Below are 12,211 nucleotides of genomic sequence, written 5' to 3'. Positions count from 1 at the left end.
AATGGTCAGTTTCGGCTCTGTGTTTGGCACATTTGCGTCATGAAGTCACGCCAAACTGCTGCGCTGAAACCGTAAGCTTGAAAAGAGGCGCCCGCTATTTGGTGTCTTTTTTCACCGGTGCTCCTTGCGGGACGACCTTGACGGCATCTGCTGGGACCGGGGCCTGGGCGGCGGTGGTGAGGGGCAGATCGTCTGGCAGGCTCTTGAGGAAAAAATCCTTGTACTGAATCTTCATGACGGGGCCGCGATGCACCTGGACGGCGATGACACCTTCGAGGGCGCGGCCTTTTTCGTCGAGGTCAATAACATCCACGGTTTGCACGCCGTCGATCCAGTGCTGGTGGTGGTTGCCCTCAACGAGGACGCGGTAGTCGTGCCATTGCTCGGAGGGGAAGCTCTGGATGGGGAATTTGCCGACCACCCAAGGCTGCGCTTGGGCGTCGATGATGACTTTTTCGCCAGTGTGGGCAAGGATGCGTCGGCCACGTTCTTCGTAGAGCATGCCGTTGTAGTCATCCTTGTCGGGCACCACATCGCACTGGTAGCCGGTGACGACCCACTCACCGAGGTCGGGGCGCTCCAGGCCGCGATACTGAAGACCGCTGTTGCCACCTTTGGTGGCTTTGACCTTCACGCGGAGTTCGAAGTTTTTCACCTTGCCGTCCTTCCAGGTGATGAAGCGGTTGTAGTCGAGCTTGCCGTCAGTGACGCCAGTGAGGCAGCCGTCTTCGACGGACCACCAGGTGCTGCCGCCACTCCAGCCAGTGAGGTCTTTGCCGTTAAAGATGGCTTTGAATCCTTCCGGCGGGCTTTCGCCACGGAGAGAAAGTGCAAAGGTTAGCAGCGACAGGACAATGCAGTGAGCGGTGCGGAGCATGGGGGTGTACGGGGAAAACGTGAGGGAAGTGGTTTCTAAAACGAGTCGATGAGCCGTCTGTTTATCAATGTTTCAGCGGCACCGCTCCCTCGCTTGCCGTCGGGGTCACTCCACGCTAACAAAAACAGCATGACTCTCACGCTTCCCCAATGGTTTGATCTCCACACGCATTTCCGCCAAGGCCCGGCGATGGCCGCTTATGTCAAAGCGCATCGGGACATGGGTTGTGCGGGAGCGCTGGCGATGCCAAACACTCAGCCGCCGGTTTCGCGCATTTCAGGGTCGGCGCAAAGCGATGGGTGGTCAATCGAGAGCTACTCGGCAGAACTTCGGGCGGCGGGAGCAGATGCCTTTGAGCAACTCATTGTGCCGCTGTATCTGACGCGGCAGACCACCGCCGCGATGATTCGCGAAGGCGCTGCTTCCGGGCTCCTGCGTGCCTGCAAGTACTACCCGCCTCATGGAACGACAAACTCAGAACATGGCGTGCCGATGGATCATCTGATCGGCGGTGAGGTGCTGCGGGAGATGGAAGAGTGCGGCGTGGTCTTGTGCATCCATGGCGAGCAGCATGCGCTGAGCGGACCTGATTACATCGATGCGCAGCAGAATGCGGAAACACGATTTTACATGGAGCGCATGCCAAGGCTGCTGGCAGCGCATCCAAAGCTGCGCATCGTGTGCGAGCACATCACCACGCGGACGGCGGCGGAGTTCGTGGCGAATGCGCCGGAACATGTTGGCGCGACGATCACGCCGCAGCATTTGCTATACACCCTGGGGCATCTGATCCAGGGCCTGAAGTATCACCTGTACTGCCTTCCAATTGTGAAGTTTCAGGACGATCGCGCCGCACTTCGGCAGGCCGTCACAAGCAGGGGGCAGATGAAATATTTCGCCGGAACCGACAGCGCCCCGCATACCACCAAGGCGACGGCCTGCGGCTGTGCGGCGGGCTGCTTTACGGGAGGCTGCGCACCTCAGCTTTATGCCATGGCGTTTGAAGAGGCAGGTGTGGAACTCGGCACGGCCGAGGGGCAGGCCATGTTTGAGCAATTCCTGTGTCTCAATGGACCTGCGTTCTACGGATTCCCGCCGTCGGAGAAAAGGTTCACCATGGAAAAAATGGGGCAGCAGATGAAGGCGCTGGAGACGCCTGCAGGTCCGGTGACGCCGCTGCCAGTGGGCATGGGAATCGACCTCACATGGCGGCTCTCGGCTTGAGCCGTCTTCAGGGTGTGTTGGAACGCAGGTGTTTGATAAAAAACCGGGAGACTTGGTCCCGCATGGGCGGGGTGAAATGCGCGGCTCCCCCGTGGCCGCCACCGGGAACGACTTGCAGCGCCACTTCGAGACCCGCCTGACGATACACGTCCACCATGCGCTGAGATTGATCGAGGTGCACGGTCGCGTCCTTGTCGCCATGAATGATGAGCAGCGGAGCGTCTCCCGCGTTCACTTGGAAAACAGGGCTGGCAAAGCGGGCGAGTTCGAGATTTTTCTTCACCGGACCGCCCAGCAGCAGGAACACAGTTGATTTGGGATCTTCCGTTTTGATGGGCTGATTCTCCGAACGCAGGATGAAGTCGCTGGGGCCAAAATAGTCCGCCACTGCCTGCACTGCGGAGCTTTGATCGAGGTTGCCTCCCACGGTGCCTTCGTATTCTGGGACGCCACCGGTGGTGCCCAGCAGCAGCACCAGATGACCGCCCGCCGAGGTGCCTGCCACACCCACGCGCGTGGCATCATAGCCGTATTCAGCAGCATGCGCGCGCAACCAGCGGATGGCGCCTTTGCAGTCATGGATCTGAGCTGGAAACACAGCCACCTGGGAGAGGCGGTAGCTGATGCTCGCCACGGCAAAACCGCTTTCAGTGAGCCAGGAGGTCGAGCAGCTTTTGTAGGAGCCGGCCTTCCAGCCGCCGCCGTGGATGAACACCACCAGAGGCGGTTTTTTTGCATCTTTCGGAAGATACAGGTCCAGCTTCAGCTCGCGATCATCCACCTTGGCATAAACGATGTCGGCGTGAGTCGGCGCGAGGTCCGGAGCGGAATGACCAAGCTTCGGAAGCGTCAGCAGCAGGGCAGTGAGAAGAGTCAGGATGCGTGGAGGAAGGAGCATCTTCGAACAACGCCAGAACGGCGAAAAGATTTCCAAAAGGAGAGGAAGCCATCACTTCTCCGAAGCCGCCAGCCTGATGCTGCGCACCTTCATCCATGCGCCGGGTTCGCCACTGCCCACGGGGTCGATCCTCAGGCGAAGCATGCCTCCCTGGTAGGAGGCTGCCGAGGACAAAGGGATGACATGCCGGTGAAAGTGACCATCGGCAACGAGAGGAAACGTCAGCAGGTTCGCAGCAGAAAAGCCCTTCTGTCCAAATGACTGCCACATGACGGTGCCCTGCTTTTGCTGCGTATGAAAAGCGGCGTCGATAATGAGAGACGGCGCATCTGCCGCCTGCCAGAAAGTCATGGGGCTGATAAGCTGCGGATCGTCTTGCTCCAGCACCACGCTCAGGCAGTCCTTCACCGGCCATCCGCTGTCGCTGGCGTTTTGATAGTGCCATCCCTGGCGGTCTTGTGCAAAGCTCCACGCGGGTGTTCCCTGCACACGATGCACAGCAGCCCGGGTGCGGATCTCCTGGAGATTTCCCAGTACCAGCTCGTAGGCAAAATCATAGACGATGTTGTGGTCCAGAATCTCCTGCCCTTGACCGGCAAGGTAGCCTGTACTGTTGCCATGCGTGTCATTGGGTCCGGGCTTGCCGGCAAAGCCGCCTGTGAAATGCACCCGCCCCGGTGTGATGAGGCCGAGACCGTAGTCGTGCTCATCCAGAAGTGCCGCCCAGCACTCGGTACCCGGCCAGAAAGACCAGGGATGTTTGCCATGAGGCGCCGGCGCCGTGGACACCGCATCCTGCGTGAAGGGCTTGTCATGCATATAGCTCACCACGCGGTGAAACGCGGCATTGGCATAGACGGCGGGAAGCTCCTGCAATCGCGCCGGATACTGCGTGGCATCACTCCGAGTGTTGGTCAGTCGCGCGCGTGCCTTCACCACGGAGCCGTCCAGTTCCAGCCATGAGTCGAAGCTGCATTCTCCCGGCACATGGTTGAGAGGCCATTGCAGCGGCACGCAGCTTACGTGGATGCGCTTTCCATCGTTTTCATGGGAGAGGATGCGACTGGCGTTTTTAAAGTCGTCTCCTGTTTGAATGGGGTTCCACCCGATGTGACGCCAGTGCTCCGCAGGTTTCTGACCTTGGGCCTCAAATGGCACCGGACCTGAGAAAAACGAAAGCTGCACCTGACGCCCCAGGTCATAATTATTGATCACATTCGCGCCGTCCTTCACGTCTGCCAGAAACGTGATCGCGCCGCCGCGGTCCAGGTCCACACCCAGTTTAATCCGGTCATTCTCCAGCCAGCTCATGCGCTCTGCCTGTACGAACGAAGAAAAGGTCAGGAGCGGGAGCAGCAGGCGGGCGGCGGTCATGGTTCCATGAAAATGAGGATGCTCAGAAAAAATGCATGCGGAAAAGAGAGAGCGCGCTCATTTCGAGCACATGATTTCACTGAACGTCATTGCCACGCTGCGCACCTGCTACACCGACAAGTTCGGCGTGCCCCGGCAGCCTGGCCTCGTGCCCAGCGCATGGGGAGTGGTGGAGTTTGAACCGGCCTATCGGCGCGCGGAGGCGGTTCGTGGCATCGAGCAGTTCAGCCACCTGTGGCTGATCACCCAGTTTCATCTCGTCACGGAAGAGCCGACCTCGCTTCTGGTGCGCCCTCCTCGGCTGGGTGGAAATGAACGGCGCGGGGTGTTTGCCACGCGCTCGCCTTTTCGTCCCAACCGGCTAACCCTGAGCGTGGTGAAGCTGGACCGCGTGGAGCTTGAAGGCGAAGCCGCACCGCGATTGCATGTCTCGGGCGTTGATCTTGTGGATGGCACCCCCATTTTGGACATCAAGCCCTACGTGCGCTATGCGGACTCCATTCCCGAGGCACGCAGCGGATTTGCCCATGAGCCACCGCAGCGCCTTCCCGTGCGCTGGGAGTGCGCAAGCCTGGTGCCGGATGACGTGAGGATGATCATTGATGAATCCCTGTCTCTGCAACCCCAGCCCGCTTATCACGATGATGCCGGCCGGCAATACGCAACGGAGATTGCCGGATGGCGCGTGAGCTGGGCTGCCAAAGCCGAAGGCGCATGTGTTAAATCATGCGAGCGGGTGGAATGAACCTTAAGCGCTCCCTCACTCCATGCCCGACCCTGATCTCGCCATCCGCGCCGCCACCGAAACAGTCATCGCCCACGGCATCACGCCGGACCGCTGTGACATTCTGCAAAACGGCAGCACTCTTGTGCTGCGCCTCACGGATACGCTGGTGGCGCGAGTGGTTCAGGATGTGGACGGGCCTCGGCAGGGCACGGGGTGGTTCGCACGGGAAAACGCCATCGCGCAGCATCTGACTGAGCATGGTGCGCCGGTGATCCCGTTGCACCCGGACCTACCGGCAGAGCCGCATGAGCATCTCGGGTATCCGATCAACTTCTGGCAGTTCGTCACACGCATTGAGGCCGAGCCTGAGCCGAGCGGGATCGGCCGCACCTTGCGCCGGTGTCATGAAATCATGAGCCGCTTTGCGGAGCCGCTGCCGCACCTGGCCATCATCACAGAGAGCCTTCAAATTCTGCAAGACCGTGAATTGTTTCCGCAGACCATCCAGCGGATGCTGAGGCATCGCCTCGAGCATTCCATGGTGGTGCTCAGTCAATATCCTCACCAGCCTCTGCACGGGGATGCCCATCTGGGCAATCTCATGAACACCACCCATGGTCTGCTGTGGACTGACTGGGAGGATACATTTTCCGGCCCGGTGGAGTGGGATGTGGCGTCCGCCATCTGGAATGCGCAGATTTTAGAAGAAGATCACGCCACAGTTCAGGCGGTCTGTGATGCCTACTACGCAGCGGGAGGTCGCATTGATGCCGAGGCGCTGAAGCACAGCCTCATTGCCCGTGCGGCGGTGATGACGGCCTGGTATCCGATCTTGTATCCCCGACCGAATGCGGAGCGCCAGATGAGGCTGCAGCGCCGCATCGATTGGCTGCAGGACCAGTCCGGTGATTGACGCAGCCGGGACAAAACGCATATTTTTTGTCACCGCAGGCGTGCCGCCGACCACTGATGGATGACATGAATACTGCAACTCTCATCCCCGGAACTTCAGACGATGCCCATCTGGTGGAACTCAGCCTGCGCGGCGATACGCAGGCCTTTGGCAATATTGTGGAGCGGCATCAGTCGCTCGTCTGCGGACTGGCCTACAGCGCCTGCGGCAATGTGCATGTGAGCGAAGACCTTGCTCAGGAGACCTTCATCACTGCGTGGCAGCAACTGCGCAATCTGCGCGAGAAAAGCAATCTCCGCGGCTGGCTGTGCGGCATCGCGCGGCATGTGATCAATAACTTCCTGCGCAAGCAGCAGCGCACCCCCACCGCGATGGCGTCAGAGCTGGATGAGCTCGCCCATCCAGCTTCGGACGAGCTCTCGCCAGACGAAAGTGCGATCAACGAGCAGGAGAGCGCCATGCTCTGGCGCACACTTCAGACCCTCCCTGCAAACTACCGTGAACCCATGGTGCTGTATTATCGCCAGCATGAGTCCGTGGCTGAAGTGGCGGCGTCGCTGGAACTGTCCGAGGATGTGGTGAAGCAGAGGCTGGCACGCGGTCGCGCCATGCTGGCGGAGCAGGTGGAGCGCATGCTGGGAAACACGCTGCGCCAGACCATGCCCACCGCGGCTTTTACCTGCTGCGTGCTTGCGGCTCTGCCCCTGGCCACAACCTCTGCCACGGCTGCGACCGTGGGCGTGACGACCCTAGCCAAAGGGAGCGCGGGCGGCAAGACTGTGCTCGTTTCGACGCTCAATGGCCTGCTGAGCCCGCTCATGGCGCTGCTGTTTGCAGGGGTGGGTTACAAAGTGAGCATGGACAGCGCGCGCTCAGAAGAGGAGCGGCGGCTGATCAAAAAATTCTACTGTGTTTTGGCGGTCGTGACTCTGGTGTTCGGGGCGATGCTTCTGGCGCTGACGTTCTCGGGGAGGTGGCTCTCACAAACGCATCCGGCTTGGTTCGTTGCGCTGCAGCTCGGGCTGGTGGGAGCCTGTCTGCTCTTTGCGCTTAGTGGAGTGGTTTGGGGCTGGAGAAAAAACAAGCAGATGCCGATGCGAGAGGCCGCGCTGGAGGAAACTCTCCCAGTAGGAAAATGGGGAGTACCGCTGCTGGAGTACCGCAGCAGGCTCACTCTCCTCGGTCTGCCCATTCTTCACCTCCGCTTTGGCAGGAAGCGCGGCGAATCCGTTCGTCCAGTGAAGGCATGGTTTGCCGTGGGTGACTTTGCCATCGGGGTGATCGGTGCCTTCGGTGCCATGGCGGTGGCGCCTTTCAGCCTGGGGGCCTTCTCGGTGGGGCTCATGTCGGTCGGGGGCATGGCCGTGGGTGTGGCCTGCTGGGGTGGCATCGGCCTCGGCATTTGGGCCATCGGTGGCTGCGCGCTCGGCTGGACTGCCTACGGTGGCTGCGTGGTGGGTTGGGAGGCGGCGCAGGGAGTGCTGGTCACCGCCCGTCATTTTGCACTCGGCACGGTCGCAGTGGCTGAGCATGCGAACGACGCGGCTGCCAGGGCTGCAATGAACCAGAACCCCTTTTTCCAATTCACGCGTCAGGTCATGAAATATGCCTCTCTGCTCAATCTCACCTGGTTTGTGCCGATGCTCCTGCTGTGGTGGAAGGCCCGCCAAATGAAGCGCAGGGAGAGCGCCGCTTCCATTTGATTGCTTTCTTCGGCAGATAGGGGACTTTGATGGCGGATTCGCGCCATGAAAAAGAAACAGCCAGGCCCCCGGGTGATGCTGCGATTTCAGCAGATGCTCGGTGTGTTTGTCATCATGGCGGTGCTCGCCTTTATCTCCTGGGAGGTGCAGGATTTTGCGGCTTCCTTCGCAGCGACGGAGATGACGACGGAGACCCGGCTGAGAACAACGCAGGAGCGTGACGATGCGCGGGTGCTTCGGGCATTTGAAACAGCCAGGCAGTCCGTGCGCAGCCAGGCGAAGCTGGAGACGGAGACGAACCCGCAGCAGCAGACCCGGGATGCCAGGCTGACACTAACGGGAACAACCAAGAAGGATGTACTCGCTGAGAGGGAACTCATGGTGCAGGCCATGCAAAACGCCTTTGCACGTGAAGGCCCGGGTGAACTCTTTGACATTGGCAGCGCACCCTATGCACAACCAGTGCCGAACGAAACCATGGCCCTGATCAAGCAGGCATGCCGCGGTCTGGCGCTCACATTGCTTCTGGCAGGGCTGTTGACGCTTTTCACTCAGTGGAAGCGTTCGCGGCTTCCGGTGGCGGCGTTGCTTGGCATTCTCGCCACCACATTGACGATTTTTCTGCAAGGGCACCACGACGCCGCGATCGCTCTGCCGCTGGTGATCTCGATTGTCCCTTTTCTAATCCTTGTGCTCATGATTTACGTGACGCGCCGGGTCAAAAAGGCGGAAGCGTGGATCGAGGGCCGCGCGCGGATCACGCAGTCTAAAGTGGAGGTAGAACATCATCGCTTTGTCGGCGACACGACCAAAGTCCGCAATCTGCCGTGTGTCGCCTATGACTTCAATGTCGGCGGAAAAGTGTTTCATGGTGACCGCATCAGCGTCGGCATCGCACCGGCGGACAACGTGGACCAGGTGCTGAAGCGCTATGCAGTAGGTGCGGAGGTGCCTGTCTTTTACGATCCTGAAAATCCCACAGACTGTGTGCTGGAGCGCAAGCCGCCGGTGAGCCTCGGCTGTCTCTGGACTGGCGCAGCCATCGTGCTGCTCGTGTATGCGGTGGTGGTCGCCAGCTTTTGGAATGTGGCATCCATCAGCGAGTCTTTTGATTCCGCGTTCCCACAGATGCACCATCCGCTCATCGTGGTGGTGGCAGGATTGCTGGGCTTGTTTTGCCTGGCGGCGGGCATCTGGAATCGCCTGCACCCACGCAAGGCCTTCCCATGGTCGCGCACGACGGGTATCATTGTATCCAGCACCGTCGAGGCATGCAAAGAGTCCGTTACTTCATCGAACAGTTCGATGCGGACGTTTTACAAGCCTGTGATCGAGTTCAGCTACAAGGTAGAAGGGCAGGAGTATCATAACATTGTGGGAGCTGGCAGCCCGGTGACAGTCTCGATCTCGGGCGGCCAGTCCTTTGCGGAGGCAGAGGCTGCCAAGTATCCCGAGGGCACGGCTGTGGAGGTCTGTTACGATCCGAAAAATCCCACCCAGTCCGCTTTGAACATCGACACGGAGATGATGATTGATGGAACGCGCTCGCTGATCGTTGCCGCCATCCTCATCGCAGTGGCGGTCTATGCGGCGATGCATTGAGCGAACTACTTCGCAGTGCCCGCCAGCCCTGGCACGAGCTTCGGATCATACGTCGCTCCCTTGGAAACCTGGATGAGAGTCATGCGCACTTTGGTGGGAAAGAATTTTTCGGGATCCGGGCGTTTGTGCGCGTGGAGGTTGTGATCGTCTTTGAGCACGAGGTGCATTTCCTTGATGCCCTCGGTCCAGATAATGTCGTTGTTTTGCCAGAATGTGGTCATGGACAGATCCTTCTCATGCACGCCTGTGGTGGTGTAAGGCCCGGTGCCAATGCAGCCATAGCCGTGATTCTGACCCTTGTAGGGGATGTAGCAGACGCTCCAGGAGGTGGGCTGACCACCCGCAGGTTTTTCGAGGACTTCCAGGCGCAGATGCACCGTGCCGTTGCGGTAGTCCACAGGCGAGGTCCAATCCTTGGGACGCTCCGGATTCAGCCTGTCGCTCTTAACGTAATAGTGCGACTGACTCGGCTTTGAATTGAGCGCGTCTTCCTGCGTAAAGGTAAATGTCACGTCAAACAGCACAAATTGATCAGCCCGGCTGGACGCAGTGAAGATGAAATTAAAAAGGAGGGAGGCGAGCAGGATGCGCTGGTTCATGGCGGAATCATTGATGGAAGACGAAGCCGGGTCAATGGCAGACGCTGCGTGAGAATATTCCGACGCCGATGGCAACAGTGGCTGTGATTGCTTCGTTTCGAAGTCATGCGCCTGCCCTTGCTCCTGTTGTCTATTTCACTCCCGGCTTTTGCCGGTGAACTGATCCACGAAGATTTCTCGGCTTCCAACCTGCCCAAAGGCTGGACGACTGGAGGACGTGCTCAGTCGTGGACTGTGCAGGATGGAGCGCTCCAAGGCATCTGCGCCAAGGATGACGACCATGGGCCGGCGGTGTTTGCGCCTCTTTCGGGACGCGATCTGAATGTGAGCTGCAAAGTAAAGCTGGATGAGAAAGGAAACTGCCTCATGCTTGTCGATGGTGAATCCGCCTTTGGAGGTCAGGCTCATCTGCTGCGAGTGTCCATCTACGGCAATACGCTGGCCATCGCACAAGATCGCGGCTCGCCGCAGTCACACATCGAGCACGGTAAACTGCGCGCCGCGCTGGCGAAGGAGGGGAAGAAACTGCCGCCACCAACCGCGGAGGAACTGGCAGATCCCAAATACTACCGTACCGAGCGACTGGCCTCTGCGCCGCTGCAGGCCAAGCCCGGAGAATGGGTGAAGCTGGACGTGGCGCTGAGGGGCAATCAGGTGACGGTGACAGTCAATGACGCTCAAAAGCTTGAGGCAAAAGGAACAGTGTTTGAGGTGGAGAAATCGCGTCTGGTGTTTCTCGTGGGGCAGGGGAGGAAGCTGTGGATCGATGATGTGAAGGCTGCGAATCCTTGATTCATCGGGGAAAAAACAAAGCGGCGAAGGATGGAACGTCCTTCGCCGCTGCGGGTTAAAAAGTGAGCTGTAAGACTACTTCGCGGAAGTGGGCTTGAAGTTCTTCACGAATTCCAGGCACTTGGTCACGTCGGGCTGGCTGGTTTCCCAGTCCTTTTCCCACTCGGCATCCAGAGGGCCCATGAAGCCCTGTTCGGCGTAGAGATTCAGCACGGCGGGGATGTCTGACTGGCCGGTTCCCCAGACCATGTCCTTGGCCTCGCGCACACCGAAGGCGTCGAGATCTTTGATGTGGCTGTCAAAGATGCGGCCTTTGAGAATCTTGATGGCATCCGTGGGCTTCACGCCAGAACGCACCCAGTGGCCGATGTCTGCGCAGGAGCCCATGCGGGGATCGCGGTCCTTCACCAGGCTGAGTACATATTCGGGATCCCAGTAGCGGTAGCTGCGGTCCAGAGGCTTCTTCGGGTGGTTGTGGATCGCCATCTTAATGTCGTACTCCTTCACCAGTTTTTCGATGAGATCGAAGGCGTCTTCGGCGGGCTCGCTGACGACGATGCCCACGCCCATGTCCTTGCAGAAGTCAAAGATCTTGCGGCACTCTTCCTCATTGTTCTGTAGGCGCACGACACCGTAGCCCACTGGTGTTAGACCCAGTTCCTTGAGCTTGGCCTTCACCGGGGCGCGCTGCTCGGCGGTGGTGTTGTGGTCAAACTTGGATTTCGGATCGGTCTTGGACATCAGGTGGCCGGGGAAAAACTCCACCGTCTTGCCACCGCAGGCCGCGATCTTTTCCAGCGCCGTCATTAGATCAAAGGCCTTGAACGTGTAGGCCTGGCAGCCGGCGTAGAAATGGCCGACTTTGGCACTTTCAGGAAGGGCCTGTGCTGCAAAGGCCACTGAGGCCGTGCCGAGAAATATGGAGAGAAATGTCGTACGAATCATGGGAGCGTTTCAACGGGCTGCAGACAGGGTTCTTGCATGCATGCAGGCAGACCGACCGTTTGCAATGTCACCGCAGAGCTACAAAATCTCCTTCGTACAGCACGCAGTCCTTGCCTTCGAACACGATTTGCACCCGGAGTCTCAGGTGGGCCCTGCCAGTGCCTTCGAAAGCTGCCTTGAAAGTCGCAAAGTCTGCGTCGTCAGGCTTCTTGCAGACCGCCCGCAGTGTGCCGCGCACGGGGTGCTTGTAGCGGATGGTGCTCTCGCGGACGACGATGTGTGCGTTCCGGTCGCCCAGCCGGAGCCAGAGCATGGCATAGCCGGCGAGGGTGGTCAGTGCGCTCAAGCTGCCGCCGAAGGCCGTGCCGAGGTGATTGTGGTTGGGCCCCAGCGGTGCTGTAAGGACGAGCTGGGAGTCATCATAGCTCTCCACCTGCACGCCCATGGCGCGAGTGAGGGGGATCTGCTCATGCAGAAAGCTCTCGGTGTCACGCAGAAGGTCTTCGTTCATGGAAGGGGGGACTGTCGGGATGCCGGGCAACTTCGCAACGATCTTC

The 12,211-nt window shown here is 59.5% G+C and carries 12 protein-coding genes; 6 read left to right on the top strand and 6 right to left on the bottom strand.

The window, feature by feature from the left end; genetic code table 11:
* Positions 1-94: 94 nt before the first annotated feature.
* Positions 95-877, bottom strand: a complete 783-nt coding sequence (locus tag ACILSR_RS11390) for a DUF1080 domain-containing protein (protein WP_395749892.1) — start codon at positions 875-877, stop codon at positions 95-97.
* A 129-nt stretch (positions 878-1,006) separates the two neighbouring features.
* Between ACILSR_RS11390 and ACILSR_RS11385 the strand changes: the two genes are divergently transcribed.
* Entirely contained in the window at positions 1,007-2,101 is a 1,095-nt protein-coding gene (locus ACILSR_RS11385; RefSeq protein WP_395749891.1) for a dihydroorotase, read from the top strand.
* A gap of 7 nt (positions 2,102-2,108) precedes the next feature.
* Here ACILSR_RS11385 and ACILSR_RS11380 read toward each other — a convergent pair whose 3' ends face one another.
* Entirely contained in the window at positions 2,109-2,999 is an 891-nt protein-coding gene (locus ACILSR_RS11380) for an alpha/beta hydrolase fold domain-containing protein (RefSeq protein ID WP_395749890.1), read from the bottom strand.
* Between the two features lie 51 nt (positions 3,000-3,050).
* Complete coding sequence (locus ACILSR_RS11375) at positions 3,051-4,373, bottom strand: hypothetical protein (protein ID WP_395749889.1); 1,323 nt, start codon at positions 4,371-4,373, stop codon at positions 3,051-3,053.
* Positions 4,374-4,443: 70 nt separating this feature from the next.
* Between ACILSR_RS11375 and tsaA the strand changes: the two genes are divergently transcribed.
* The 4 genes from tsaA to ACILSR_RS11355 all read left to right on the top strand — a co-directional run bounded on the left by tsaA (position 4,444) and on the right by ACILSR_RS11355 (position 9,318).
* Positions 4,444-5,118: a tRNA (N6-threonylcarbamoyladenosine(37)-N6)-methyltransferase TrmO gene (gene tsaA / locus ACILSR_RS11370; protein ID WP_395749888.1), complete on the top strand. Its 675-nt coding sequence runs from the start codon at positions 4,444-4,446 to the stop codon at positions 5,116-5,118.
* Between the two features lie 22 nt (positions 5,119-5,140).
* Complete coding sequence (locus ACILSR_RS11365) at positions 5,141-6,013, top strand: phosphotransferase (RefSeq protein WP_395749887.1); 873 nt, start codon at positions 5,141-5,143, stop codon at positions 6,011-6,013.
* Between the two features lie 65 nt (positions 6,014-6,078).
* Positions 6,079-7,716, top strand: coding sequence for an RNA polymerase sigma factor (locus ACILSR_RS11360; RefSeq protein ID WP_395749886.1), 1,638 nt, complete (start codon positions 6,079-6,081; stop codon positions 7,714-7,716).
* Positions 7,717-7,761: 45 nt separating this feature from the next.
* Complete coding sequence (locus tag ACILSR_RS11355) at positions 7,762-9,318, top strand: DUF3592 domain-containing protein (protein ID WP_395749885.1); 1,557 nt, start codon at positions 7,762-7,764, stop codon at positions 9,316-9,318.
* A 5-nt stretch (positions 9,319-9,323) separates the two neighbouring features.
* On the opposite strand, the gene ACILSR_RS11350 is transcribed toward ACILSR_RS11355, so the two are convergent.
* Positions 9,324-9,917, bottom strand: coding sequence for a hypothetical protein (locus ACILSR_RS11350; protein ID WP_395749884.1), 594 nt, complete (start codon positions 9,915-9,917; stop codon positions 9,324-9,326).
* Positions 9,918-10,022: 105 nt separating this feature from the next.
* Between ACILSR_RS11350 and ACILSR_RS11345 the strand changes: the two genes are divergently transcribed.
* Positions 10,023-10,709, top strand: a complete 687-nt coding sequence (locus ACILSR_RS11345) for a family 16 glycoside hydrolase (RefSeq protein ID WP_395749883.1) — start codon at positions 10,023-10,025, stop codon at positions 10,707-10,709.
* A 75-nt stretch (positions 10,710-10,784) separates the two neighbouring features.
* Here ACILSR_RS11345 and ACILSR_RS11340 read toward each other — a convergent pair whose 3' ends face one another.
* Entirely contained in the window at positions 10,785-11,654 is an 870-nt protein-coding gene (locus ACILSR_RS11340; RefSeq protein ID WP_395749882.1) for a sugar phosphate isomerase/epimerase family protein, read from the bottom strand.
* Between the two features lie 67 nt (positions 11,655-11,721).
* Positions 11,722-12,165: a YiiD C-terminal domain-containing protein gene (locus ACILSR_RS11335; RefSeq protein ID WP_395749881.1), complete on the bottom strand. Its 444-nt coding sequence runs from the start codon at positions 12,163-12,165 to the stop codon at positions 11,722-11,724.
* Between the last annotated feature and the right edge of the window lie 46 nt (positions 12,166-12,211).

This window comes from Prosthecobacter sp. (assembly GCF_044222565.1).
Taxonomy (GTDB): Bacteria; Verrucomicrobiota; Verrucomicrobiia; order Verrucomicrobiales; family Verrucomicrobiaceae; genus Prosthecobacter.
The sequence above is the reverse complement of the archived record's forward strand: the minus strand, read 5'-3'. Positions and strand labels throughout refer to the sequence as shown.

Excerpts from the sequence above, each read along its gene's own strand:
- ACILSR_RS11390 (WP_395749892.1), bottom strand. The coding sequence starts at position 877 with ATGCTCCGCACCGCTCACTGCATTGTCCTGTCGCTGCTAACCTTTGCA.
- ACILSR_RS11385 (WP_395749891.1), top strand. The coding sequence starts at position 1,007 with ATGACTCTCACGCTTCCCCAATGGTTTGATCTCCACACGCATTTCCGC.
- ACILSR_RS11380 (WP_395749890.1), bottom strand. The coding sequence starts at position 2,999 with ATGCTCCTTCCTCCACGCATCCTGACTCTTCTCACTGCCCTGCTGCTG.
- ACILSR_RS11375 (WP_395749889.1), bottom strand. The coding sequence starts at position 4,373 with ATGACCGCCGCCCGCCTGCTGCTCCCGCTCCTGACCTTTTCTTCGTTC.
- tsaA (WP_395749888.1), top strand. The coding sequence starts at position 4,444 with ATGATTTCACTGAACGTCATTGCCACGCTGCGCACCTGCTACACCGAC.
- ACILSR_RS11365 (WP_395749887.1), top strand. The coding sequence starts at position 5,141 with ATGCCCGACCCTGATCTCGCCATCCGCGCCGCCACCGAAACAGTCATC.
- ACILSR_RS11360 (WP_395749886.1), top strand. The coding sequence starts at position 6,079 with ATGAATACTGCAACTCTCATCCCCGGAACTTCAGACGATGCCCATCTG.
- ACILSR_RS11355 (WP_395749885.1), top strand. The coding sequence starts at position 7,762 with ATGAAAAAGAAACAGCCAGGCCCCCGGGTGATGCTGCGATTTCAGCAG.
- ACILSR_RS11350 (WP_395749884.1), bottom strand. The coding sequence starts at position 9,917 with ATGAACCAGCGCATCCTGCTCGCCTCCCTCCTTTTTAATTTCATCTTC.
- ACILSR_RS11345 (WP_395749883.1), top strand. The coding sequence starts at position 10,023 with ATGCGCCTGCCCTTGCTCCTGTTGTCTATTTCACTCCCGGCTTTTGCC.
- ACILSR_RS11340 (WP_395749882.1), bottom strand. The coding sequence starts at position 11,654 with ATGATTCGTACGACATTTCTCTCCATATTTCTCGGCACGGCCTCAGTG.
- ACILSR_RS11335 (WP_395749881.1), bottom strand. The coding sequence starts at position 12,165 with ATGAACGAAGACCTTCTGCGTGACACCGAGAGCTTTCTGCATGAGCAG.